This is a genomic window from Coprococcus sp. AF21-14LB (genome assembly GCF_003458885.1).
In the GTDB taxonomy this organism is placed as follows: domain Bacteria; phylum Bacillota; class Clostridia; order Lachnospirales; family Lachnospiraceae; genus UBA9414.
This window is the reverse complement of sequence record NZ_QRVX01000035.1, coordinates 1-25,153: the sequence shown is the minus strand read 5'-3', so window position 1 is coordinate 25,153 and position 25,153 is coordinate 1. Positions and strand designations below refer to the sequence as shown.

Below are 25,153 nucleotides of genomic sequence, written 5' to 3'. Positions count from 1 at the left end.
AAAAAAATAAGAATCTCCTGTAGAAAATCAGGTATAAAAACACTGATTTCTACAGGAGATTCTTATTTTAAGATTTAGAAGCTAAAAATCGGTATTAACCGACAGCCCCATTTTTATAAATTATATTTCTTGTAAAATTTTTAACAGCCATTCCCCTATATCTTCATAGACCTGCTGCCGATCCGTCTCATTCAGAATCTCATGCCGGTCACCGGGATATAGCTTGAGCGAAACATCTTTTATCCCCACACGCTTGTACTGTCGATATACTTTATCCACACCTTTCCCAAAGTTACCAACAGGATCATCTGCTCCTGCCACAAAAAGAATCGGAAGCTTCTTCGGTATCTTTTCTACATTCTGTTTTTTTGTAAGCTGCAGCATTCCGGTAAACATATGGTAATAGGCATTCACAGTAAATAAAAAGGTACACCACGGATCTTTCCGATACCGGTCTACAATTTCTGTATCTTTCGTAAGCCAGTCTACTTCTGTTCTTGCCGGATGGAATTTTCTGTTATACCCTCCAAAAGCAAGATTATTCACAAGGCGGCTTCTGTAGCGATCTCCTTTTACCGCTGCAATCGCACGGCAGAGCAGCCGCCCCATCTGAAGTTCGAAAGCTCCGTGATACCCTGTTCCCATAATAATCACACCGGACAATCCGCTTCCGTGCATTTGAATGTACTGTCTTGTCAGGAACGATCCCATACTATGTCCAAGCAAAAAATACGGAATATCCGGGTAAATCTCCTTCGTCCTCTGGCGCAGTTTATGAATATCTCCAACTACATATTCATTTCCCTTTTCTTTATGAAAATATCCGTGTCCTCCTTCTCCTGACACAGACCTTCCATGTCCCAGATGATCCTGACCGACAACATAAAATCCTTTCTCACACAAATACTCTGCAAATTCATCATATCGTCCAATATATTCTACCATCCCATGACTGATCTGAAGCACCGCCTTTGGCTTTTGTGTAGGAATCCATTCGATGGCATGGATTGAAGTCACTCCATCACTGGATGGATAAAAAAATTCTGATTTCATATTACTATCTGTCTTCCATTCTTATATATTCTCGATGTGGTGCAAGTGATTTATAAGCCGGACGAATAATCTTATCTACATTCTTCAGTTCTTCTAACCGGTGAGCACTCCACCCTACAATACGGGCTGCTGCAAAAATCGGTGTATACAATTCTTTCGGAAGATTCAGCATACGATACACAAGCCCGCTGTAAAAATCAATATTGGCATTTACACCTTTATAAATCTTTCGTTTCTCTCCGATAATCTTCGGTGCAAGACGTTCTACTTTCTGGTAAAGAGCATATTCCTTTTCGTATCCTTTTTCTTTTGCAAGCTGTCCAACAAAGGATTTGAAAATATCTGCTCTCGGATCGGAAATAGAATAGACAGCGTGCCCCATTCCATAAATCAATCCCTTCCGGTCGAAAGCTTTTTTATCAAGTAAAGCTTCCAGATAAGCACAAATCTGTTCTTCATCTTCCCAATCTGTCAAATGTTCCTTCATATCTTCAAACATCGACGTAACCTTAATATTCGCACCTCCATGCTTCGGTCCTTTTAGAGATGCCATCGCTGCCGCAAAAGTCGAGTAGGTATCTGTACCTGACGAAGTTACTACATGCGTAGTAAAAGTTGAGTTATTACCGCCGCCATGATCCATATGAAGCACAAGCGCCATGTCGAGAATCTCTGCTTCTAATGTCGTATATTTCTTATCCTCTCTAAGCATCATCAAAATGTTCTCCGCCATAGAGAGCTTTTTCGATGGAGCGTAAATAAACAGATCGTTGCCCTGCCGGTAATTATATGCATGATAACTGTAAACCATCAGCATCGGGAACTGACTGATCAGATTCAGACATTGACGCAGTACATTCTCTGTATCGGTTTCATCTGCCTTCGGATCATAGGAATAAAGGTTCAAAATCGATCTGGAAATACTTACCATCATGTCTTTGCTTGGAGCCTTCATAATAATATCCCGTACAAAGTTAGATGGAAGCGTTCTTCTGTCAACGAGAGTCTGCTGAAATTCTTTCAATTGTTCTCTGTTCGGCAGTTCGCCAAACAACAGTAAATATGCAATCTCTTCAAAGCCGGGGTGATTCTCTTTTCGAAATCCTGCCACGAGATCACGAATACTATAACCACGATAATAGAGATTTCCTTCACACGGAACTTCTTCTCCATCCACAATCTTCTTTGCCCGAACATCTGATACATTCGTAAGTCCTGCAAGAACACCTTTACCATTCAGGTCACGCAGTCCTCGCTTGACGTCGTACTTTGTGTAAAGCTCCCGTTCAATTGCATTGCTCGTATTGCACAATTCTGCATATTTCCGGATCTCCGGTGTTATATCAAATAAAATATCCTGTGTTTCTGGCATATGCTTCTCCCCTTTCTTCTAATCAAGTAAACCATCAAAGTCAGAAAATTCTGACTTCTCTGCTGCTAAGTTACTTTATTATACTAAATTGAAGTTCATAATACAAGAAAACACAGGATTAAATATTTGTTACAAATCTAAAAATTTTATTATTTTACACTATCTATGCGGTTGGTCTGTGACTCTGAGAACGCCTTCCAATTTCATTTTTTCACCCGGAATCGGTTCAAAACTGTCTGTTTTATGAATCCGGTTTCCGTACATGCAGATTTCTTCAATGTTCTGAGCGGAAACAAGACGGTCATCAAAACAATAAAAATCATTGTCGCGGATCTCAAGATATTTATGATATCTCACACCATCCTCATATTTTTTAGCGCTTGGGGACACCTGGATCGGCGCCTCGCCCCAGTCAGGTACATAGGCGCAATCAATAAAGCGGTTTTTCTCAAGAAGAATTGATTTCGTTGCACCGGATTCAAACCAGTAATTTGAATCCCCCTCGATTAAAATTGCTGCCCCTGCCGAGCGGAATGTATTATCCCGCACAATTACTTCCCCCGCACTTGTGAGCAGCAATCCTCTTGCCCGGTTATTCTGGAATGTACATCCTTCCACAAGAACATCCGGAGCATAATCTTTGTTCTCCACAACAAAGCCCTCTTGCAAACCTTTTACCGGTTTTGCAAATCTCATGTACTGATAATCTCGGTTCAGCATTTTATGTTCTGCAAGCACTTCCGCTGATACATCCAGCATTGTTTCATTGTTGATCACACCAAACGTCTCACCGGATTTTCCAAGCGGCACTCCTTTTTGCATTCCTTCCACAAGTTCCACAAGAACTTCGCTGTCACTAAGCACTTTGTGGATACGTCCGTAAATACCGTGAATATTTACCGGATCATCCAGCTGATTTTCAAGGAAGCAGTCTTTAATCAAAATCTGTCCTTTACAGTAAATACAATGGAATCCATCTGCTGTTACAGTGAAAACACGTTTTTTTACCGGATGAATCCTGATATCAAACCGTTCCATCGTAAGATTTTCATCAAATTGTGCAATCACAGCCATTCCGGTACAATGATAAAGCATAATATCTCTTAACACCGTATTTTTACTATATATCACATAAAATGCCGGATGTGTCCGGGCGTGATGCCGCAGGATCAAATGATTTCCAACTTTTGAAGTTTTCAGAAATTCTCTGTCGCCCATTAGCGTAACTTCCACAAGTCCTTCTGAGAGTTCTTTAAATACCGCGCCGTAAGACCATGAATATGGACGATTAAAGCTAATGTCATGTCCCATGTACACCGGCGCCATGCGCTCTGCATCCATTTCCAGACACCCATGAGTCATCTCACAGAAGAAATTCTCTCCCCGGAAAAATAACCTTCCGTGAAGAATCTCGTACGGATATTCTTCTTTATTGATTTCCATTACCATGCGCTTTGGTTCTAGTTCCCGAATCACTGCCTCAGAATATCCCGTCCGCTGGAAATCAATCGTAATTCCTTCAACAGTCACATTTTCACATGAATGAATATAAAACGGAAGAATGTCTGTATGGAATCTAAATTCCGTCTTATTTCCACGCAATGTCAAATTGCGGCAGCCCGTCAGATCAAAGGCAATCTTCTTGATCGTATCCTCATCGTGATTTGAAATATATAATAGTTTTTCTTCTGCATAATCCGGATAAAAGTGATATACGCCTTCTTCAAAGAGAATTTCTGTCTCTTCTTCGCAGGCGCGGCATTCATCCAGAAGCTTTCTTAACTTCAATGTATTCTCCCGGAAATCTCCCGGGAGAATCTGAAATTCCTTTACCTGAATCTGTCTCATTTTAAATTATACTCCTGTCCGGAACTTCCACTAACCTTTTACACTTCCAAGCACAAGTCCCTTTGTAAAATATTTCTGCAGGAACGGATAGATCAGCATAACCGGAATCGCTCCGAGGAATAACTGTGCTGCACGTCCTGTTCTGGCATTCATCTGCACAAGAAGACGCTGAATATCTCCTGAGCCTTCCTGCTGAAGAATCTGCTCGAAATTCTGAAGCAATGTCTGCAGATATGTCTGTAATGGATAGTTATCCGGATTGTTCATATAAATCATTCCACTAAACCAGTCATTCCAATGTGAAACAATACAGAACAGTCCGACGGTTGCCAGCGCCGGTTTTAATACCGGCAGAATCACTTTGATAAGAATCTGGAATGGCGTTGCACCGTCAATGGCTGCCGCCTCTTCCATTTCTTCCGGAATTCCTCTCATAAAGTTCATAAGGATAATCATATTGTAAACCGGAAGTGCACCCGGCAGAATCAATGACCAGATGGTATCCTTTAATCCCAGTCTTGTAACAACTAAGTAAGTCGGAATCATACCACCGCTGATTAACATTGTCAACACAAAAAATGCCATGTAAATATTTCTTCCGGATACTTTTTTACTTGTTTTTGACAGTGGATATGCTGTAATTACCATTAATACAAGGTTTAATCCGACACCAAGCACAACTCTTTCCAGAGAAATCAGCAATGCTCTTAAAAATTTCCCGCCTTTTAATGCATATGCATAAGCTGACACAGTGAAATCAACCGGCAGTAACCCAACCTTGCCTGCATTTACCGCAGCGCTTCCACTGAATGAAACTGCCAATAAATGAACAAATGGAAGTACACATGTCAGTGAAACGAGAATTAAGAAAGTAACATTGATTACATTAAAAATTGTATTTGCTTTTGTTTTATACTCGTGCATGTTCTTCCCCTTTCTAGAAAATCCGATATCCTGCGAGTTTATCTGCAAGAACATATGATGTTACGACCATGACACAGGATACTGCTGATTTAAATAATCCAATTGCCGCACCTACAGAGTATTGTGCCTGCTGAATACCTAGACGGTATACATATGTATCAATAATATCACCTGTCTCATATACGATTGGGGAATACATATTGAAAATCTGGTCAAATCCTGCATTCAGAACACTTCCGAGGGCAAGCACTGTCATCAGGATAATCGTTGGAAGCAGAAGCGGAATTGTGATGTAGCGGATTCTCTGCCATCTTGTAGCTCCGTCGAGAATTGCAGATTCATACAATCCCGGATCAATACTTGTCAATGCTGCAAGATATACAACTGTTCCGAATCCAAATCCTTTCCAAATATCACTGACGATCATCGTCCACGGGAATGCCTTAATGCTTCCGAGGAAATTAATCGTCGGCAGCCCTACCGCCGAAAGAATCTGATTAAATGCTCCGTCTTTTGCCAGCAAGTCCATCAAAACACCTGCCATAATAACCCATGACAGGAAGTTTGGAATATAGATCAATGTCTGGAATGTACGTTTCAGTTTATTTGAAATAACTTCATTTAATAATAATGCGAAAAATACCGGAACAACAATTCCGCCTACCAGCTTAAAGAACGCAATATAAAATGTATTCCAGATCGTACGCAGAAATACCGGCTGGCTAAATAAGTACTTAAAGTTATCAAAACCTACCCACGGTGAGGAAAAGCCCATACCCGGATTATATTTCTGGAAAGCAATGACCAAACCATACAGTGGGATATAACTGAAAATGAATACAAGAATGACTCCCGGAATCAGCATGAGATGATACTGCCATTGTTTTTTTAATTTTGAACGCATATGATAGTCTCCTTCTTAACAAGAAAGGATATCCCTTGCTAAGCTGCTCCTTAGTACTTAGGGACATCCTTTCTTTACATATTATTTACATAATTCGTTTACTTCTTCTGTAGCTTTTTCTCCACCTGCAGATTTCCAGTTTTCTACGAGTGTATCAAAGTATTCAATCGGTTCTTCACCTACGATAATCTTTGTAAATCCTTCTTTTAAGATATCGTCCAATGTACTTCCTGAATTCAGAAGTGTCTCTACCTGCTGTCCCCAGTAAGCATCTTTAATATACTGCTCATTGTCGATCACTTCTTTTGAAATACGATATGCTGATTTTGGACTTCCCTGCTGTAACCAGTCTCCTACTGCTTCCGGAGACTGTTCTTTCAGCCACTGTACACAGTGTTCATATTTAACAGCATCTTTTCCAAGTTCTGCTGAATCTACTTCTTCTCCATTCTGGTATTTTTCCAGATAAGATGTTACTTTTTCAAACTGATTGTAGTCTGTCATCGGATTGATTACACGAAGTGCATATGGAATATTTGTATACGCATTGTTGAACAGGCTGTCAATAAATTTCGTATCTTCCTTGCCCTGTGCTTCATCCATCATATATGCATAGAAGTTTAACAGTTTCACTGCTGCTTCCGGATTCTGGCATTTCTTGCTTACGACAACATATCCTAGGTTGGAATACATAATGCTTGATTTCACTTCTTCACCGTTTGCTGACGGAATTGCATAAGCATCCATAACAGCTTCTGCTCCGAGGTTTGAAATCACGTCCGGTCCCGGATTATATCCAACCCACTGTGCATAAGGCATGATTCCTACTTCGCCATTGATGAAGCCCTGGAACATTTTGTCCATATCTGTTGTTGTGAATTCTGCATTCAGAAGTCCATCTTTATACCACTGTGCATATGTTGTCAGAACGTCCTTCATCTGTGGCTGAACAGATCCGTACTCAAGATCTCCGCTTTCACCTTCTACCCAGATACCAGGATGAGCGCCCCATGCCGGCGCCATTGCAAACATACAGTCAAGACTCTGGTCTTCTGTAAATGCATATTTGCTTCCCTGTGCCATGAATTTCTTTCCGAGTTCTTCCATATCTTTTACTGTCTTGATGTCTTTCAGTCCTGCCTGATTTGCCCAGTCCTGACGAACCCATACCTGATATGGCTGATCAATGATTCCATATGTCAACTGTGGAATACCGTATAATTTTCCGTCTTTTTTACCTGTCTCATATGTATCACTCTCTGATTCCATGTAACCTTTTAATGTATCAGAAGCATATTTATCAAAAGACTCTGTCATATCCCAGATCAAATCTGCTTCGATCAGCTGCTGAAGCTGCTGTCCATTTACACAGAATACATCCGGAAGATTTCCATCTGCGATTGTCAGGTTCAATTTTGTTGAATAATCATTTGATACCCAGTCATTTACTACTTCAATATTCAGTCTTTCTTTGTAAGCGCGATACCACGGGTTGTCATCGTAGCTGTCGCCTTCCTGCCACTGAATACCGGCATTTTCCGGAAGTACAGTAGAGATTTTCACTGTCTCACTGTATTTTTCAAGCGGTCCTTCCGGAGCCTCTACCTTTTTCTGTGTTTCTCCTTTTTTGTTTGCGCTCTTATCTTCTCCTTTTGTCATACAGCCAGTCATACCGAATGCCATACAGCCTGCCAGAAGAAATGCCAGCGCCTGTTTTCTCTTTTTCATACACTTTACTCCTTTCCCACGAGTCGCCTTTCTTTTTCTAATGCCTATTCTAAAAAAATATTTAGCAAATATATAGCAAATATTTTTACATTTTTTCAATTTTTTATCTTCTTTTTACAATCATGTCAATTTTTTATAAGTATTGCAAGATATTATAACTAAAGAACTTTGCGTTACATTTTCCGGCATGATATACTTTTTCCGTAGATTATACAAAACTCAGGAGACAGCTATGAAAAATCCAAATTCTTTATTAAAAAAAGTTATCATACTATTTATTATTGTCTTGATTCCTCTCACTTCTTTTAGTGCATGGTATCTTCATTCTCAGAATGTAAAGCAGAAAGAGCATCAGTTAAGTGGAATTAAAACAACAAATGACACTTATATCGGGCACCTTGACACAGATCTGAAACAAATTTACATTGCCAACCTGAATATTTTGGAACAGGATGTTCTCCGCGATCTATCCGTAATGTATAATTCATTTTCTCCATATGAAAAATCTATGTGGATCAATCTGCTCCGGGATCAGCTCTCCAACATTGCTTCTACAAATCCACTATTGAAGTCAACACACGCCTATTTATTTGATCATAATCTTGTATTGAATTCTGCCGGCTATAAATTCGGAAGCTATCAGACCCTTTCCGAAAAAGAAAACACGTTCTATCACAATATGACTTCTAACCATGGACTGATCCAATACTATATTAACCCTGAAACCGGGAAATATGAGCTGTCTGTATTTCTGGCGCCTCTAACTTCTTCCCGCCCATATGCAGTCAGTATGGTTATTTCCCAACAGGAATTGAAAAAATATATGGATGATAATATCTCCTTTCCGGGAGAGCTGTATTTCTTCCGGCTGGAAAATGGATTTTCCCTTTCAAATATTCCGAATACGAATACGTTGGAAACACGCAATTTTGTATTCCGACATGAATTTACCAAAAAAGCTGCATACGAAGAAGTCACTTTGGACGGTACACCTTATGTTGCTTTTGCAAGCAATACCAGCTATTCAGGCGGAACCTACATTCGTTTAATCCCAACTGCAGCGCTTATGCCAACAATCCAATACAGCTACTTCCTGATGTTTGCGCTTTTTGTATTGATTATTACTGCATGTCTGATCTTTTTTGCCGGAATTTACCGCATGGTTCACCGCCCTCTCATTAAACTGACAGAAGCCTTTGATCAAGTGGAGCAGGGGAACTTTCATGTAAGAATCTCACCTGCCGAGAGCAACGATTTCGCTTATCTTTTTAATGCGTTTAATGATATGGCTGAAAAACTGGAACAGCTAATTGAAAAAGATTATAATCAGAAACTTCTTTTACAAAAAGCAGAAATGAAACAGCTTCAGGCTCAGATCAATCCTCATTTTCTTTACAACAGCTTCTTCATGCTTCAACGAATGATTCGATTTGATCCGGATGTTGCCCAGGAAGTCGCAAGCGCGCTGGCCTCCTGTTTCCGCTATATCACAAAAAACAGCATGGATAATGTGACACTCCGGGAAGAATATGAAAATGTAACTAATTATTCTTATATTCAGGGACTTCGCTTTGAAGGGCGTATTCGTATTGAGCTGGAACCACTGCCGGAACAATTTCATAAGATTCCGGTACCAAAATTGGTTCTTCAGCCAATTCTTGAAAATGCTTTCAAATATGGTTTGACGAACAAACTGGCGGACGGATATATTCATATGAGTTTTCTCACAGATACAGAGCATCTCATAATCCGCATCGAAGACAACGGAGATGAACTTACTGATGAGACATTAAAATATCTGACACAACAACTGACAGCTACAGCCATTTCCTCTTCCGGAATCGAGATGTCCGGTATTTTAAACATTCAGCGAAGACTAAATATCTTCTCAAATTATAAAGATTCCCTCAAAGTCCGCCGTTCAGATCTTGGAGGACTCTGTGTAGAAATCACATTGCGGACAAACATATAAATTACATCATCTTTAAAGGAGAAGTGACATGAATATACTCATTGTTGATGACGAACACTATATTGTAAATTACTTATTATCTCTTGTAGAAGAAAATATCAAAGAGGAAGTTTATATCGAAAAAGCTTACTCTGCACCGGAGGCTCTGAATATACTTTCCGCAACAAAAATCGATCTCATTTTGCTGGATATTCACATGCCGGGATGCACCGGTCTTGAACTGGCAAAAAAAGTGAAATCCAGCTGGCCGCGCTGTCATATTATTTTTTTGACAGCCTATGATAATTTTGAATATGTATATCAGGCAAACCATTTTGCCTCGACCTCTTACCTTCTAAAAACAGAATCAGACGAGACGATCCTCACGGAGATTCAAAAACATATCGATCTCATCAACCAGGAATCACAGACAGCGTCCTGATTAATGACGCCAGGAACAAAGACCGGCTGCTGACACATCTGCTCCAGCAAAACATCCTGATGGAGCTTGTATCCGGCCACGATCTGACTCACATGAAAAACGAACTCCAGCTGACCGGATCAGATTTCCAACTGGACCTTTCTAAGCCGGTCTATATGGGATATATGTCTGTTCACCTTCGAACAATTGACGAATATCAGTCAAATCTGTCTTCTCTGATCCTGGCTTATCTCGGCCCGATCGAAAAGCTGTTAAACGGTTCTTTCTGTTCTTCCGTACTGAATCTGAAACATGGCCGTATGCTTCTTTTCTTTCAGCCTAATGACGATTTCCGCAATGCTGTTCAAAGTGAACTGGCATTTTTAAAAGGCTTTGCAGAAGACCTTATGAATTACAGCGTAACTGTACTTCACTGGAACCTAAATCTTATTCTCTATCCGGATGCTGTAAAATGGAATCAAGTATCTAATACCTATTATCAGCTGATCCAGCATCCGGAAATCCAAAACCTGAAAACCAACTGGCCTTCTTCTTCGGTCACAGTATACACAAAAAAAGAAGCCTCCAATCTTCTTCCAAAAACTTCTCCGGATGCAAAAGGGCAAACAGAACGCCAGCTGCAGGCGCTTTCTTTCTCCTTATACCAGAACACTCCTGCAGAATACTATAAAGCACTTGACCAGCTTGCCAAAGAATGCTGCACCCTGAAAAGTATGCATTCTCTCGATGCAATACACATTTATCTATGCATTTCCACAGCGCTGATCTCGCATATCAGTCTATATCATCTGCAGGAAAAACTGGCAGCCCGGATTGCCGTATATCCGCTCTATCATCTTGCCGAATTTACAACATGGGAGGAAGCCTTTCGCTATCTAAAAGAATTTTCAAAACATATGTTTGATCTTCTTTCTGCAAATGCGAGCGATAAAAGCGAAACTGTCATTCGAAAGATTAAAGACTATATTAAAGAACATCTTTCCGAGTCCATTTCACTTTCATCTTTATCCGCTATTGTAAACTATAATGAAACATATATTTCCAGATTGTTTAAACAGAGTACCGGCGTAAAACTTTCGGAATATATTTACCAGGAACGGATTGCAAAAGCCAAATATCTGCTCTCCACAAGCAGCGATTCCATGCAGGCAATTGCCGCAGCGATCGGTTTCGACAGTCCACAGTATTTCTCCCTTGTCTTCAAGAAATCTGTTGGAATTACCCCTAGTGAATACCAGCGTATTCATTATCATGAATCTATGACAGAACTTCCTGCAAATGAATAAACATATCTGCATAAGACAAAATTATATAATAAAAACAGCAGTATTCCTATCGACAGAACACTCTGTCCGGAAAACTGCTGTTTTTTCTCTCTTGTAATGCGATTTTTCTCTTGATTCTATCGCATCATATTATCTTCTCATTTCACTCATAAAATTACTTAATGTCGCAAATTCTTCCAGCGTCAGCGCCTCTCCACGCACAGATGGCCCTTTCCCCAGCTTCTCAACTGCGGAGATGATCTCCTCTTTCCCAAAAGAAATCTCCGTGGAATTCACAAGTCCATTTACGAGAGTCTTTCTTCGCTGATTAAATGATGCGCGAATGATGCGGAACATCAAGTGTTCATCTTCTACCTGTACCGGCGGCTCCTCATAGCGCTCCAGTCTGATAACCGCAGATCCAACCTTCGGCCGCGGCATGAAACAATTCGGCGGAACATTTGCCACAATATATGGTCTCGCATAATACTGTACCGCCAGAGAAAGCGCTCCGTAATCCTTTGTTCCCGGTCCCACCTGCATACGGTCTGCCACCTCTTTCTGCACCATAACCGTAATACTCTTTACCGGCACATGACTCTCGAATAAGCCATAATGATCGGTGTTGTAATATAGTATGGAAGATTCGCCACAACTTTAATCGGTCTGCCGTCATTCTCCTCCTGTGCAAGCTTTGCAATATCCACTTTCAGCACATCTTCATTAATAACAGAAACATTATCATATTCCTGTAATGTATCTGCAAGAATCGGAATCAGCGACTTGTCGATCTCCACAGCCGTTACCTTTCTGGCTGCATTGGCGAGATACTGCGTCATCGTACCGATTCCCGGTCCGATCTCCAACACATAATCATCTTTTGTAATCTCTGCCGCCCTTATGATCTTATCCAGCACATGCGTATCGATCAGAAAATTCTGACCAAACTTCTTTTGAAATGAAAAATTATATTTCTGCAGCACTGCAATTGTATTTTGTGGATTACCCAATGTTGGTTCTGGCATATATAAACTGAACTCCTTTTCTCTTTAAATTCCAAATAATTCCCGGGCATTTTTCTCTGTCTGGCTACTACTTCATCATAACTGATTTCTTTGATTCTTGCAATCTCTTCCGCCACATATGTAAGGTTGATAGAAGAATTTCGTCTGCCCCGATTCGGCTCCGGTGCAAGATACGGACAGTCGGTTTCCAGAAGAATCCGCTCCAACGGAATTCGCCGAACTGTCTCTTTGAGCTTCTTGCCATTCTTAAACGTGACAACGCCCCCAACGCCAATATAATATCCCATCTTTACATATTCCTCCGCCTGTTCCGGAGAATAAGAAAAACAATGAATGACACCCCTAAGACCTGCTGCGTGTTCCTTCATAATCCGCATCGTATCTTCCGCGGCCTCCCGGCTGTGAATAGAGAATGGAAGCTGAAGCTCTCTCGCAAGTTCAAGCTGTCGGATAAACCATTTCTCCTGCATCTCTTTCGCTTCTTTGTTCCAATAGTAATCAAGTCCAATTTCTCCGACTGCTACAACTTTCTCGTTCCGGCACTGCTCTTTCAGCCAGGCAAATGTCTCTTCATTCAGATCACCGACCTCATCCGGATGTACTCCAAGCGCAGCATACATAAATGGATATTTTTGCGCCAATGCAAGTGTTGTCTCGCAAGAACGAAGTGTCGCCCCAATATTAACAATCGTTCCCACTCCATGTTCTTTCATTGTATTTAATAATTGTTCTCTATCTTCATCAAACTGCTCATCATCATAATGTGCATGACTGTCAAATATCATTCTTCTAATCCGCCTTTCCGCGAAAGGCACCAATGCGTCATGAAACACTTTGGCAAGCTTTCGCTTTTTACAAAAACTACCTTGTATTATAGGAGAAAACATACTATAATTCAATATAGAATCATCTCGAAAAGAGACCACGCTACGGAAATTTACTGCAAGCGCGGAAAAGATAGTGGAGGAATAGAATATGAAAGTATATGACACAGTAAACAAAACAGAATTAGAACTGGATGAAAAAGGATTGATCGATATTATGGTTGCCGGACGCCAGGTTGACTTAATCTTAAATGAAAAGAAATCTGACGCTGACGGATATATGAGCTGGGATATTGAACACTGGTCATCTATCGACCCGAAACGTTTCATCCGTTGCTACTCTTTAGAAGGACGTGTTCTCGGAGAATCTACAGGACATAACATCTACGATTTATACAACGAATTCAAACCGGAAGAAGCAAAAGAAGTACAGTTAAGCTAACTACAAAAATGTTGAAATGGATTCCTTACAAAATCCATTTCAACATTTTTTTATTTCGGATAAAGCTCCTCTTTGTAATTGACTTATACGAATGGCTTCCGGGCAGTAATCGCTGCCGACATAATATACTCTCCAATCGACAGTGTCCTTCCCCATCGTTCTTCATATTCTCTGGAAACAGGCTTTGTCATAATTTCAATCTCTTCAAATCCTGCCATTTGAATTATTTTTTCTAATTCTTCTACCGAAGATGCTCCCGACACTCAGCAAGAATGCATTGCTTCATCTTCTCGCATCTCCTCTGTTAGTTCCTTCATAATTACAATATCACAGATAGAAATGCGTCCTCCCGGCTTCAGTGCGCGATAAATTTCACGGTATACTCTGCGTTTATCTTCCGACAGATTAATTACACAATTAGAAATACATACATCTGCCGTCTGATCTGCAATCGGAAGATTCTCGATTTCTCCTAATCGAAATTCTACATTGCGAATCTTATTCTTCCTGGCAATCTCTCTCGCTCTCGACAGCATTTCCGGTGTCATATCAACTCCGATTGCCCGTCCTCTTCTACCAACTGTTTTTCCTGCAATAAAGCAATCCAGACCAGAACCACTGCCCAGATCAAGCACAATCTCTCCCGGCTGAATGTACGCTTTCCGATGTGGATTCCCACACCCCAACCCAAGATTCGCTCCCTCCGGAGCCATTGCCAGATCTTCTTCCGTATATCCTACACTTGCCGAAACATCCTCTGAGGAATCTTTCTGTATTAAAATACTTTCTTCGTGATTCTCCACCGCTATTTTACTATAATCATTTCTTACTCTATCTTGAATCAAATGCTCATCCCTCCCGATACTCTACGTTCTTTCGTCCTTTATCTTATCATATTTTAATAGTTTTTTATATGATAAATCAATTACCAATGCCCCGATGGGCGCTGTGAATACGATTGCAAGTACGGCAACGGTAAGCACTATATCACCACAGGAAAATCCAAGCGCTAATGGTATTCCTCCAATCGCAGCTTGAACAGTCGCCTTTGGCGTATATGCCAGCATCGTAAATATTCTTTCTTTTTTCTTCAGACTTGTACCAAGAAGGCACAGAAATACACCAAACATTCTAAGTGAAAGCGCGCCTATCATGACAGCAAATGCTTTCAACCCGACTTTTCCCAAGTATCCGATATTTACCGTTGCCCCAACTAATACAAACAAGAATATTTCCGCAGCTACCCACAATTTCTCATACTTCACAGAAAGTCTTTTTGAAACAACTTCTCTTTTCTTCTGTAATCCTATTCCGATAAACATAATTGCTATCAACGCAGAAAATGTAATTGCTGTCGTTAATTTATCTTCTATTGTTATAAGGACAAATGAAATACTCAAAATCATCAATACTTTTGAAGTATCTCGTATATGAACCATTTTGAAATAATAAGCTAACAAAATTCCGGCAAATAACCCTATTGCAATTCCACCCGCGATAGAAATAGGAATATTCAGGAAATTAATAACAGAAGCGCCTTTACCTTGCATCATTCCGGTAAAAGTAGAAAATAAAACAATAACATAAATATCATCTACTGAAGCGCCTGCAAGAATTAACTGCGGAATGCCTTCTTTTACTCCATACCCTTCATCCATTAACTTAACCATTCTTGGTACAACAACTGCCGGAGAAACTGCTGCAAGAACTGCTCCCATAATGGCAGCTTCCAATAGTGTTAAGCCCATCAATTTTGGAGCAAATAATAATACCCCTGCAATTTCAAAAGAAGCCGGAATAAAACACATAAGAACTGCAGGCCGTCCAAGCTTTTTCAGCCCGGAGAGATCCAATCCCAGTCCTGCTCTTGTCAGAATAATCACCAATGCAATTTTACGAAGTTCCTCTGATATTCCAAGAATACTTTCGTCCAATAAATTTAACATATACGGTCCAAGAATAATACCTGTACACAACATCCCGAGCAAACTCGGTAACTTAATTTTTCTGCATATCCAGCCCATAGACATACCTACAAGCAAAATCAATGCAATGCTCAATAACATAAAACTCCTCCTCTAAATATAGAAAAGCTGACAATATCTGCATGAGCATTTACCGCAGAAATCATCAGCCTTTATAAGTATTTATCATACAATTTGTGTAACGATTCTCTACCCCCGATATTTTGTTCTATATCCGTGATTTTCCTCCGGTCTCAAATCATTTGGAAACATTGTATCTGAATAAATACCCTCGGTTTGCCAAACAGATTATTTTGATTTTATTATAACGTAATTCTTCTAAGAATAAAAGGCAATCTCTATATCACGAACATAGATATCCTTTTCCGCTGATTATATTTATAAAAAAACAGCTGGGTGTACCATTTATGACACATCCAACTGTTATCTACATCTTGTCCGCTATTTATCTAACATAATTCTTTCGATTTCCTTACGTTCCGGCATTGCCAGAAGCGCACCTTTTTTTGTTGTGACAAGCGCTGCCGCTGCGTTTGCAAATACTAAAAGTTCTCCCAATTGTTCTTCTGTCAGATTATAAAAATCATGCTCTAATATATAATTCAGCGCACTCCCGCCAAATGTATCTCCGGCGCCTGTTGTTTCGATCGTTTTCACAGAAAAACCACTGCGCTCTACTCGCATCCCTTTGTAATACGCACGACTTCCCTCTTTTCCCATTGTCAGCAAAATCAATGGAATCTGATATTTTTCTTGAAGGTATTTAATTCCTTCATCGTAATCTTCTTTTCCGGATACAAATTGTATCTCATTATCTGATATTTTTAAAATATCGCATTGAGAAAATCCATACTCCATCTGCTCTTTTGCCAGTTCTAATGAACTCCATAACGGCTCTCGTAAATTGGGATCAAATGAAATTAGTGCCCCACTCTGCTTTGCTGACTTCACAGCTTTCTTTGTTGCTGCTCTAACCTCATCCTGTGTCATAGACAATGTCCCAAAATGGAAGATTTTCGCCTGTGAAAGGAACTCCTCATCAATTTCGTCTTCTGTCAACATCATATCCGCTCCCGGATTACGGTAAAAAGAAAATTCCCGATCTCCATCTTCCAGTGTATGAACAAATGCAAGTGTTGTATTTACTTCATCGTCTGTAAAAAGATTTGATGTATCAATCCCGACTTCATTTAATGTCTTACGAAGCAGTGTACCAAATTGATCGTTTCCCACTTTGCCTATAAATGCTGTTTTCTTTCCCAACTTGTTTAACATTGCAAGCACATTGCATGGAGCACCGCCTGGATTTGCTTCAAAAATCTGATTTTCCTGACTGCTAACCCCATTTTCTGTAAAATCAATCAGTAATTCTCCCAATGCTACTACATCCATTTGATTTCCTCCATTTTAAAGTATAATATCATATTTTTCTACATTAATCGTGGCAATACCATCACAGAAAAATTCAATCTCATCTGCTTCCTGTGGCGTACAAATTGCAGTTGTTACAACCTGTTCTCCCTCATTAATGAATAACTCTATCGACTGTCTGTCCATGATAAACCGGAGTTTTAGGTTTTCTCCTTCTTCCGGCAGCTTCCACGTTCTCTGACATACTACGTCTTTTGTCACACCACAATAAGTACGATCCACCTCCATAATTCCTTGTTTCCTATTATATGTATAGGTTGTCGTATATTCTTTATTGTGAGCCAATTCTATGCCAAAACAATCAAATTCGCCTGCTTTAATCTCTACGGTAAGGTCTAATATTCTTCCCTTTATCCCTTCAAGTTGAACTCTGCCGGAAATTTTTTGATTTTCAATATTGCACTCATTCTTACGATAATTTTTCAATTCAGCCACTGGAGATTGCAGTAATATACCATTTCTATATCGTAATTCTCTCGGTAATGTCATCATTCCCTGCCATATTTGATCATCTGGTATCATATTTGCATCCCAGGATTTCATCCATGCGATTAAAACACGTCTCCCATCCGGAAGTTCTGTTGTCTGCGGTGCATAAAAATCTAAGCCATAATCTAATAGCTTTGCTTCTTCCTTTTGAAATTCATGTGTATTTTCATTATATTTTCCTGAAAAATATACGGAATTATGACCATTGTGAAATTTATATTTTTCCGCTTTCATATTTTGTGGCGAACAAATCAAAAAATAGGAATCATCTAATTCGAAGAAATCAGGGCATTCCCACATTGTTCCTATTTTTCCGGTGGTGTTTTCTGCTAATACCGTTTCAAATTTCCAGTTTTCCAGATCATCACTTGAAAAAAGAACCACTTGTCCCTTTTGGTCTTTATTTTTATTTCCTACGACTAAATAATAAGTATCTCCCTTTTTCCACACTTTCGGATCGCGAAAATCAATACGGTTGCATCCTTCTGGCAGCATATCACCTGTAATTACCGGATTATGCTCATATTTATTATAAGTTATTCCATCTCCATAGGCAATACACTGATTCTGTCGTTCTTCCGTTGTACCATCCGGCATGTTCTGTTTACTTACTCCGGTATAAACAAGTACATGCTTTCCGTCTTTTTCAATTGCACTTCCTGAAAAGCAGCCCATTCTGTCATATTCTTGATCCGGCGCCATGGCTGCCGGCATCATTTCCCAAGATATCATATCTTCTGAAACGCTGTGTCCCCAATGCATAGGTCCCCAGTCTCGTGTATAAGGGTGATACTGATAAAACAGGTGTATCTTTCCTTGATAAAAAGAAAATCCATTCGGATCATTCATCCATCCAATCGGCGGTGTCACATGAAATAAAGGTTTTTCACCCTCTGGAATTCTTTTTTGCGCTTCTCTTTCATATTCCCGGGCTTTCTTTAATTCATCTTTCATAGTTTACTCCTTTTCTGCTAAATCTTCATTTGCTAAAGACGCTTGATACTGATCAAAATATTTTTGTTTTATTGCCAGATAATCAGACAGACCATACTGTTCCATTTTCTTTAAATAGCTATCCCATTCTTCTTCAATGTTTCCGTTCAAAATCCAGTCTGCTTTTTTCTGCTCCGCATATTTTTTTATATCTGTATCATACTGTGACACTTTATTTGTATCGTCAATGCTCATAAATACATTTGGATACACATATTTACTATGCATATCTTTTAGATATGTTTCATGCATATTATCTAAACGCCATTTTGCATCTGCCGGTTGTGTCACATATACATCATAATATTCATTTAATATTGCCAGTGGACCATTTACGGATTGAGCTTCTCTTACTTCTACCGGTGATTCTCCTCCAAGATCCATATGTTTCAACATTTTTTCTCCGGTTTCTGTTGTTGTCATTTCAAAAATGTTAAAAGAATCTTTTTCCCCATAAGTTCCCCAGTTATTCTGTGGAGATTGGAGCGGAGCATACATCTGGTCAATCCAGGCGGCTGCTAATGCTGTATTTTTACAACTTGTTGTCAAAACACATCTTCCTCGATCAAATCCACTCGTTTCACTATTGTTTTGCCGTGTTACATTGACTAGACCATCCGATCCTGCCAATGCCGGAAGCATCACATAATCTTCATAATTATCAATGTTTGAAATATCCCATGTAAAACAAAGTCCATAGCGATGACTTTTTCCTTTCGCTACATAAGTAGACCACTCCTGTGTGAAAGCTTCTGGATCTACCAATTTTTGCTCCACAAGCCCATGCAGCCATTTAATACCTTCTTTATATCCTTCTTGTACAGTCGTATATATTACTTTTCCTTCATCAGTTACTGCAAAATGGTCTCCCGTATCTCCATACCCTTCACCAAATCCGTTGATTAAAATTCCAGGATCCTGATCCCCATTATTAATGATAAAGGACATTGGGATTACCTTTCCCTCGATAGCAAATTCTTCCTCTAGCTCTTCTGCATGATCTCTGAATGAAATCAACACTTCTTCCAACTCTTCTGTTGATTTCGGTATTTCCAATCCTAAATAATCCAACCATTTTTTATTAATATACGGAATATTGCCAATTGCCTGAATGGCTTCCTTTCCTTCCCCTAACTGTTCAATCCATGGGAAAGAATAGATATGCCCGTCAGGAGCCGTACACATGGTTCGATACTCTGGATATTTTTCAAAAACCTTCTGCAAATTAGGCATGTATTTATCAATTAATTTCTCAACAGGTATAATAATTCCCTGTTTCGCATAACGTAATATGTCATAGTCATTCATTCCCGCATTAAATAACCCATCCGGAAGATTTCCAAATTGTGCAAGCGCAAGATTCTTTTTATCTGCAAACTGATCTGCAACAAAACATGTCCAATCAATATGTACATTTGTCTGTTTTTCTAATCTTTTAAAAATAGCTCTTTCATTTGGTTCCTGCGTAGATGTTGCCGGTGCGTTTGTAATGAATGACAACTCTGCTTTTTCTTTCAAAGGAAATGAAACTTCTTCAATTGGAGTATCTGGATCAATTTCAGCTTCCATTCTTTCTCTTTTTCCACATCCTGCTGCTGAAATCATCAACATCAAAGAAAGACCTAGTGCAACTATTGACTTTATTCTTTTCTTCATTTTCAATTCCTCCTATTACCCTTTCACTGAACCAACCATAATTCCCTGATCAAAATATTTTTGGAAAAATGGATACATAATCAATAGTGGAAGGCTGGATACTACAATCGTTGCATATTTCAGAAGTTCTGCAACTTTTGCCATTTCTGCTGTACTTTGAATATCAGCAATCATACCAGGCTGCGGTGTATTCTGAACTAAAATAGATCGCAATACTAACTGCAGCGGCTGCAAATCAGCATCATTCAAATAGATCATAGCGTCAAAATAACTATTCCACATTCCGACAAAAGACCATAATGCTAATACCGCAAGAATCGGCTTACATACCGGCAGCATAATTTTAAAGAAATGCTGTATTTCATTTGAACCGTCAATTGCTGAAGCTTCCCGTAATTCTTTTGGAATAGATTGATAGTACGTTCTTGCTAAAATCATATTCCATACATTAAATGCACCCGGAAGCAAAATTGCCCAAATTGTATTAACCATATGCAGCTGATTTACCAAAATAAATGTTGGAATCAATCCGCCTCCAAAGAACATTGTAATCAAAAAAAGTGCGTTGAAAAATTTTCTTCCTACAAATTCTTTTTTTGACATTGGATAAGCTGCCAGCATTGTCACAAAAACCGAAATCACTGTAAATGCTACTGAGTAAAAGAAAGAATTTAAAAATCCTCTCCATATCATTTCATTTTCCAACACTCTTTGATATGCATTCAATGTCCAGTTTTTAAAATTCAGACTGATTCCCTGACTATTCAATACGTTTGGATCCATAAAAGAAGCTACAACAACATATACAAGCGGAACTATTACTGCAAGAACAAAGATTCCAAGTATAAGATATCCAAATCCCAGAAGCAATTTATCAGATGTTCCAAGCTTCATTTTTCTTTTCGTTTCCATTCTGAGACCTCCTATAATCCTTCTCCATCATTCAATTTTTTTACAATCCAGTTTACCGCAATCAATAAAATTACATTGATAATAGAGTTAAACAATCCAACTGCTGTTGAATAGCCATAATCTCCATTTAAAAGTCCGATTCGATATACATATGTAGAAAGAATTTCTGATGCAGGCAAGTTCATATCTGTCTGTAAAGCAAACGCCTTTTCAAATCCGATGCTCATAATATTTCCTGCCTGCAAAATAAATTGAATTACAATAATATTTTTAATCGCCGGAAGTTCGACATAGCGAATCTGCTGAAAAATATTTGCACCATCTACAATTGCCGCTTCTTCTAAATCTTTGCTCGCATTCGATAATGCCGCGGTATACATAATAGATGACCAGCCAGCCGTCTGCCAGATGCTGCTCGCAATGTAGATTGTTCGAAAAGATTCCGGCATTGTCATCCAGTTAGCTTCAATTCCTAATATTCCATTGATCGGACCGACAGGGGAAAGAAACATACGGACCATTCCACATAAAACAATTACAGAGATAAAATTCGGAGCATAGATTAATAATTGAATTTTCTTTCTTATTCCGGCTCTGCGAATACGATTTAATAGCAATGCAAGAATAATCGGTACCGGAAATCCCCACAACAATCCATAAACACTTAGTTTCAAAGTATTCAATAGATAATTCATAAAATCCGGAGATGATAAAAATCTTCTAAAGTACTCTAATCCTACCCACCTACTGCCGAAAACTCCATCTATGACATTATAATCTTCAAATGCAATCAATACCCCACTCATAGGAATGTATTTGAAAATAATTGTCAAAAGAAGTGCCGGCATCAAAAAAAACAGATATAGCTGCCAATTTTTCTTTACATAGCTTAATTTCTGTGCAAACGTTTGCTTTTTAGAAACAGCTTTCTTTTTTGTAACTGCTCTCATTTCAATTCTTCCTCCATTTTCTCATTTCTAAGCCGATTAAGTAACTGGTAAAGTAACCGGTTACTTTCTGACTTAATAGTACACAATAATATTAAGAATGTCAATATTAATTCCAATATTCCCACTAAAAAATAACCGGTTACATAACCAGTTATTTTTACATTGCTTTTTCCTTTTCTTCTTGATATACTAAAAGAAGTTTATAGTACAGGAGTTTTAAATTATGGGTAAAAAGAATGTAACATTTGCAGATATTGCAAAATATACTAATTTTTCAAAAACCACAATATCACGATATTTTAATCAGCCTGACTCTCTAACCCTGGAGAATCAAGAAAAAATTGCAAAAGCATTAGAAGAACTGGGTTATCAAGAAAATAAACTTGCAAAAGTATTAGCAAATGGAAAAAGTGAATTTATTGGAATCATTATACCTAATCTGTATCTTCACTATTATTCTGAAATGTTAAATCAAATTTTATCCAGCTATTCAGATTATCATTATAAATTTCTTGTTTTTGTAAGCAGCGATAAGAAAGAATTAGAACAGCAATATTTAGATGAACTGATGGCATATAAAATCGAAGGGCTCATTATATTAAGCCATACCTTCTCTTCAAAAGAACTTGCTTCTTATCATATTCCAATAGTTGCAATTGAGCGGGAAGCAGAACACATCTGCAGTGTAAATACGGACAATTATATGGGGGCTGTGCAGGCAACTAATCTTTTGATACGAAATCAATGCGATATCCTCATCCATGTAAATGTTCCTGTCCCTAAGCAGATCCCTTCTTATAATCGTATCAGGGGCTTTGAAGATACTTGTAAAGAATACAATATTCCGTATCATTTAATGCTTCAAGATCTTGGTTATAATTATGAAACAACTTATAATGCAATCCGAAAGGTATTTGAACAGATTGATAGCTCTTATCCCGATAAGAAAAAAGGCGTCTTTCTTGCGAATGACACTTATGCCAATATTTTTCTAAATCTAATTTTCCAAAAATACGGAAAACTGCCGGAAGATTATCAAATTGTTGGATTCGATAACTCTCCAATTGCCAACGAAGCAATCATCCCAATTACAACCATCGGTCAGCAAATTGATAAAATCGCAAAATCTGCTTTAGAACTTTTAGTTCTTCAAATGAATGAAATGAAAAAAAGAAAACCGACACCATTAAAAGAACCTATTCACAGACAAATTACGCCTGTCCTAATTCGTCGTGAAACAACTGATGACTAAATTCGACCGAGAGATTCGTATTTTAATGAAACAAGACCACCGGCTTTGGTATCCTACTTGAAGGTATCATATCACTTAGCCGGTGGTCTGTTTTGTATGAATATACTTTTCCTTTATTTCGATTTTATATCATTTGGTTTTCGTAGTCTTGAAGTTCATGAAATATATTATCTATGAACACCAAATTTTCTTCGATTCTATAAAGCATAAAATATCGATGTCTTAAAAAATTAATTCTATTTCAATACATTTGTAATGATTGATAGTGCAAATTTACTGTAAGCTAAAGCGCTCCGCCTTTGGCTTAATCGTTATTCACTTTTTAATTTACGTAGATAGAAGATTTTCCTGGATTATATTTTCTAATGTCTCCGCCGAATGTTGCATCGCTTCTTCTTCCTGGCTGTTCAAACTGATCGGAACTGTTCCTTCTATACCATCTTTTCCGACAATTGCAGGCATACTGAGAGCAATACCTGAAATCCCGTGATTGTCGTGTTGTATGCTCGATACCGGCAAAATCGGATACCAATGTTTATACAGCTCACTATTTTGTAAATAATTCAAAAGTAATTCTTGTTCTGATCTAGTAAGTGCCTTTCGCCTGCCTGATGTGATTTCTATTCATCAGACCAGAGATTTGCACCTTCTTTCAGATTCCATTTCACAATGGACACTCTTGATCTTGGCTATATCCTTCCCATTACTAGGGCGGATTAGGGACTTTCACCCATTAGAAACGTGTGCCGCTAGACGCACAGCAAAAAAGCCGCAGACATCATCTACGGCTTTAGTTCTACGAACATTGCTTCAAAATATAATCCATTCCATCATCCAACTTCAGAACTTTCGCATTCTTTGATAGCATCTTAATTATTATATCAAGATTGCTCATATCTTCATAATCTGAATCATATATGAATAACACTTTCTTCTGATTGCTCAACTCGTCAGCTATGAAAGACCATTGTCTAGCACTTCCAATAACTCTCTTTAAATTTTTTCCTTTAAATGAGAACATCTTAATGCATACATTTCCAACTTGATAATCAAAGGAAATTTCATCGCTATATGGTCCAGCTACCTTTTGAGTAGTATATTCAAGATTGTTTGACTCAAGCACTCTACGGATTAATTTCTTTTCTTCATTACTGTTTAATCTCTGTGATTTTGCTAAATCATATTTCAAATATATTTTTGATAAATCCTCAACATAATTCTCGTTTTCATTCACAGAAATCTTCTTGACGGACGAAAATCTAAATTCATTTGCATACACTCTAATGTATGAAGTCACATCAAATTCTTTGTTAAAATTAAAAACAGAAGTCTCAACTTCATCTTTAATTCCTCGTAAGTAAAGCTTAACAAAATCTATATCCGCCTCATCATCAAAAGCATGAAAACGCTGGAAATTGGAAATATATTTGAAATCACGTTGTCCTGTTGTTACATTGTGAAATAATACACCTATGCACAAGCACTCATCTGATATAGGCGAATGATAATAATTCAATGCTGCATATTCAATGTTGTACATAATATTTCCTCCTTCCTATCTATTATTATATGTCAAAATCGTGGATATTATCACAGCTAAATTATCGACTCTATATAGAATATAGTTTATAAGTTCAACAATATCTTTCTGTTTAGGTTTCCATTCTTCCGGAATAATGTCAATAAGTTCTATTATTGTATCACGAT

General features: G+C 38.5%; 20 protein-coding genes and 3 pseudogenes. 5 read left to right on the top strand and 18 right to left on the bottom strand.

All coding sequences use genetic code 11. The features are described from left to right. Positions 1-120 precede the first annotated feature (120 nt). The 6 genes from DWX73_RS09300 to DWX73_RS09275 form a co-directional block, all read right to left on the bottom strand. Positions 121-1,053: an alpha/beta hydrolase gene (locus DWX73_RS09300; RefSeq protein WP_118348524.1), complete on the bottom strand. Its 933-nt coding sequence runs from the start codon at positions 1,051-1,053 to the stop codon at positions 121-123. A gap of 4 nt (positions 1,054-1,057) precedes the next feature. Further along, positions 1,058-2,425: a citrate/2-methylcitrate synthase gene (locus DWX73_RS09295; RefSeq protein WP_118348523.1), complete on the bottom strand. Its 1,368-nt coding sequence runs from the start codon at positions 2,423-2,425 to the stop codon at positions 1,058-1,060. A gap of 159 nt (positions 2,426-2,584) precedes the next feature. Further along, entirely contained in the window at positions 2,585-4,273 is a 1,689-nt protein-coding gene (locus DWX73_RS09290; RefSeq protein WP_118348522.1) for a right-handed parallel beta-helix repeat-containing protein, read from the bottom strand. Between the two features lie 30 nt (positions 4,274-4,303). After that, the gene (locus DWX73_RS09285; protein WP_118348521.1) at positions 4,304-5,197 is read right to left on the bottom strand and encodes a carbohydrate ABC transporter permease; all 894 of its coding nucleotides are present in this window, start codon (positions 5,195-5,197) and stop codon (positions 4,304-4,306) included. A 13-nt stretch (positions 5,198-5,210) separates the two neighbouring features. Further along, positions 5,211-6,101, bottom strand: a complete 891-nt coding sequence (locus tag DWX73_RS09280) for an ABC transporter permease (RefSeq protein ID WP_118348520.1) — start codon at positions 6,099-6,101, stop codon at positions 5,211-5,213. Positions 6,102-6,182: 81 nt separating this feature from the next. Then, on the bottom strand, positions 6,183-7,829 hold the full coding sequence (locus DWX73_RS09275) for an extracellular solute-binding protein (protein WP_118348519.1): 1,647 nt from the start codon (positions 7,827-7,829) through the stop codon (positions 6,183-6,185). Positions 7,830-8,061: 232 nt separating this feature from the next. Between DWX73_RS09275 and DWX73_RS09270 the strand changes: the two genes are divergently transcribed. Genes DWX73_RS09270 through DWX73_RS09265 form a run of 3 tightly spaced genes read left to right on the top strand, consistent with a single transcriptional unit; the run spans position 8,062 to position 11,508 of the window. Then, a complete protein-coding gene (locus tag DWX73_RS09270) occupies positions 8,062-9,801 on the top strand; it encodes a sensor histidine kinase (protein WP_118348518.1) in 1,740 nt (579 codons plus the stop codon). A gap of 28 nt (positions 9,802-9,829) precedes the next feature. Next, entirely contained in the window at positions 9,830-10,222 is a 393-nt protein-coding gene (locus DWX73_RS14075; RefSeq protein WP_242996793.1) for a response regulator, read from the top strand. A gap of 59 nt (positions 10,223-10,281) precedes the next feature. Further along, the gene (locus DWX73_RS09265) at positions 10,282-11,508 is read left to right on the top strand and encodes a helix-turn-helix transcriptional regulator (protein ID WP_242996792.1); all 1,227 of its coding nucleotides are present in this window, start codon (positions 10,282-10,284) and stop codon (positions 11,506-11,508) included. Positions 11,509-11,637: 129 nt separating this feature from the next. Here DWX73_RS09265 and rsmA read toward each other — a convergent pair. Then, positions 11,638-12,512: pseudogene (gene rsmA, locus DWX73_RS09260) on the bottom strand (16S rRNA (adenine(1518)-N(6)/adenine(1519)-N(6))-dimethyltransferase RsmA). 24 nt (positions 12,513-12,536) lie between these two features. Further along, positions 12,537-13,297, bottom strand: a pseudogene (locus DWX73_RS09255) (TatD family hydrolase). Between the two features lie 190 nt (positions 13,298-13,487). Between DWX73_RS09255 and DWX73_RS09250 the strand changes: the two are divergent. After that, positions 13,488-13,778 (top strand): hypothetical protein, encoded by a 291-nt coding sequence (locus DWX73_RS09250; protein ID WP_118348516.1) that lies wholly within the window; start codon positions 13,488-13,490, stop codon positions 13,776-13,778. An 83-nt stretch (positions 13,779-13,861) separates the two neighbouring features. Here the strand turns inward: DWX73_RS09250 and arsM are convergent, their stop codons facing one another. From arsM to DWX73_RS09215, 7 genes are all read right to left on the bottom strand, one after another. Beyond that, positions 13,862-14,641: an arsenite methyltransferase gene (gene arsM / locus DWX73_RS09245; protein ID WP_147611939.1), complete on the bottom strand. Its 780-nt coding sequence runs from the start codon at positions 14,639-14,641 to the stop codon at positions 13,862-13,864. Positions 14,642-14,644: 3 nt separating this feature from the next. Continuing rightward, positions 14,645-15,844 (bottom strand): cation:proton antiporter, encoded by a 1,200-nt coding sequence (locus DWX73_RS09240; protein WP_118348514.1) that lies wholly within the window; start codon positions 15,842-15,844, stop codon positions 14,645-14,647. Positions 15,845-16,204: 360 nt separating this feature from the next. Then, on the bottom strand, positions 16,205-17,155 hold the full coding sequence (locus tag DWX73_RS09235) for a carbohydrate kinase family protein (protein ID WP_118348513.1): 951 nt from the start codon (positions 17,153-17,155) through the stop codon (positions 16,205-16,207). Positions 17,156-17,170: 15 nt separating this feature from the next. Continuing rightward, positions 17,171-18,637 (bottom strand): glycoside hydrolase family 32 protein, encoded by a 1,467-nt coding sequence (locus DWX73_RS09230; RefSeq protein ID WP_118348512.1) that lies wholly within the window; start codon positions 18,635-18,637, stop codon positions 17,171-17,173. Positions 18,638-18,640: 3 nt separating this feature from the next. Further along, on the bottom strand, positions 18,641-20,332 hold the full coding sequence (locus DWX73_RS09225; RefSeq protein WP_118348511.1) for an ABC transporter substrate-binding protein: 1,692 nt from the start codon (positions 20,330-20,332) through the stop codon (positions 18,641-18,643). Between the two features lie 15 nt (positions 20,333-20,347). Further along, positions 20,348-21,244 carry a carbohydrate ABC transporter permease gene (locus DWX73_RS09220; RefSeq protein ID WP_118348510.1) on the bottom strand — a complete coding sequence of 299 codons (897 nt, stop codon included), beginning with the start codon at positions 21,242-21,244 and terminating at the stop codon, positions 20,348-20,350. A gap of 11 nt (positions 21,245-21,255) precedes the next feature. Next, positions 21,256-22,194: an ABC transporter permease gene (locus tag DWX73_RS09215; RefSeq protein WP_118348509.1), complete on the bottom strand. Its 939-nt coding sequence runs from the start codon at positions 22,192-22,194 to the stop codon at positions 21,256-21,258. 223 nt (positions 22,195-22,417) lie between these two features. Here DWX73_RS09215 and DWX73_RS09210 point away from each other — a divergent pair, with 223 nt between their 5' ends. Then, positions 22,418-23,446, top strand: coding sequence for a LacI family DNA-binding transcriptional regulator (locus tag DWX73_RS09210; protein ID WP_118348508.1), 1,029 nt, complete (start codon positions 22,418-22,420; stop codon positions 23,444-23,446). A 124-nt stretch (positions 23,447-23,570) separates the two neighbouring features. Here DWX73_RS09210 and DWX73_RS15560 read toward each other — a convergent pair. The 3 genes and pseudogenes from DWX73_RS15560 to DWX73_RS09195 all read right to left on the bottom strand — a co-directional run. Beyond that, positions 23,571-23,687, bottom strand: a pseudogene (locus tag DWX73_RS15560) (type II toxin-antitoxin system RelE/ParE family toxin); the annotation flags it as partial. An 86-nt stretch (positions 23,688-23,773) separates the two neighbouring features. Further along, positions 23,774-24,013: a hypothetical protein gene (locus DWX73_RS09200; protein WP_242996789.1), complete on the bottom strand. Its 240-nt coding sequence runs from the start codon at positions 24,011-24,013 to the stop codon at positions 23,774-23,776. A 229-nt stretch (positions 24,014-24,242) separates the two neighbouring features. After that, positions 24,243-24,986, bottom strand: coding sequence for a DUF3037 domain-containing protein (locus DWX73_RS09195; protein WP_118348506.1), 744 nt, complete (start codon positions 24,984-24,986; stop codon positions 24,243-24,245). Positions 24,987-25,153 lie beyond the last annotated feature (167 nt).

Bases quoted from the DNA above. Each gene is read 5' to 3' on its own strand.
- DWX73_RS09265 (WP_242996792.1), top strand. From the start codon at position 10,282: ATGGAGCTTGTATCCGGCCACGATCTGACTCACATGAAAAACGAACTC.
- DWX73_RS09195 (WP_118348506.1), bottom strand. From the start codon at position 24,986: ATGTACAACATTGAATATGCAGCATTGAATTATTATCATTCGCCTATA.
- DWX73_RS09275 (WP_118348519.1), bottom strand. From the start codon at position 7,829: ATGAAAAAGAGAAAACAGGCGCTGGCATTTCTTCTGGCAGGCTGTATG.
- DWX73_RS09285 (WP_118348521.1), bottom strand. From the start codon at position 5,197: ATGCACGAGTATAAAACAAAAGCAAATACAATTTTTAATGTAATCAAT.
- DWX73_RS09270 (WP_118348518.1), top strand. From the start codon at position 8,062: ATGAAAAATCCAAATTCTTTATTAAAAAAAGTTATCATACTATTTATT.
- DWX73_RS09280 (WP_118348520.1), bottom strand. From the start codon at position 6,101: ATGCGTTCAAAATTAAAAAAACAATGGCAGTATCATCTCATGCTGATT.
- DWX73_RS09290 (WP_118348522.1), bottom strand. From the start codon at position 4,273: ATGAGACAGATTCAGGTAAAGGAATTTCAGATTCTCCCGGGAGATTTC.
- DWX73_RS09215 (WP_118348509.1), bottom strand. From the start codon at position 22,194: ATGAGAGCAGTTACAAAAAAGAAAGCTGTTTCTAAAAAGCAAACGTTT.
- DWX73_RS09220 (WP_118348510.1), bottom strand. From the start codon at position 21,244: ATGGAAACGAAAAGAAAAATGAAGCTTGGAACATCTGATAAATTGCTT.
- DWX73_RS09210 (WP_118348508.1), top strand. From the start codon at position 22,418: ATGGGTAAAAAGAATGTAACATTTGCAGATATTGCAAAATATACTAAT.
- DWX73_RS09295 (WP_118348523.1), bottom strand. From the start codon at position 2,425: ATGCCAGAAACACAGGATATTTTATTTGATATAACACCGGAGATCCGG.
- DWX73_RS14075 (WP_242996793.1), top strand. From the start codon at position 9,830: ATGAATATACTCATTGTTGATGACGAACACTATATTGTAAATTACTTA.
- DWX73_RS09235 (WP_118348513.1), bottom strand. From the start codon at position 17,155: ATGGATGTAGTAGCATTGGGAGAATTACTGATTGATTTTACAGAAAAT.
- DWX73_RS09225 (WP_118348511.1), bottom strand. From the start codon at position 20,332: ATGAAGAAAAGAATAAAGTCAATAGTTGCACTAGGTCTTTCTTTGATG.
- DWX73_RS09240 (WP_118348514.1), bottom strand. From the start codon at position 15,844: ATGTTATTGAGCATTGCATTGATTTTGCTTGTAGGTATGTCTATGGGC.
- DWX73_RS09250 (WP_118348516.1), top strand. From the start codon at position 13,488: ATGAAAGTATATGACACAGTAAACAAAACAGAATTAGAACTGGATGAA.
- DWX73_RS09300 (WP_118348524.1), bottom strand. From the start codon at position 1,053: ATGAAATCAGAATTTTTTTATCCATCCAGTGATGGAGTGACTTCAATC.
- DWX73_RS09230 (WP_118348512.1), bottom strand. From the start codon at position 18,637: ATGAAAGATGAATTAAAGAAAGCCCGGGAATATGAAAGAGAAGCGCAA.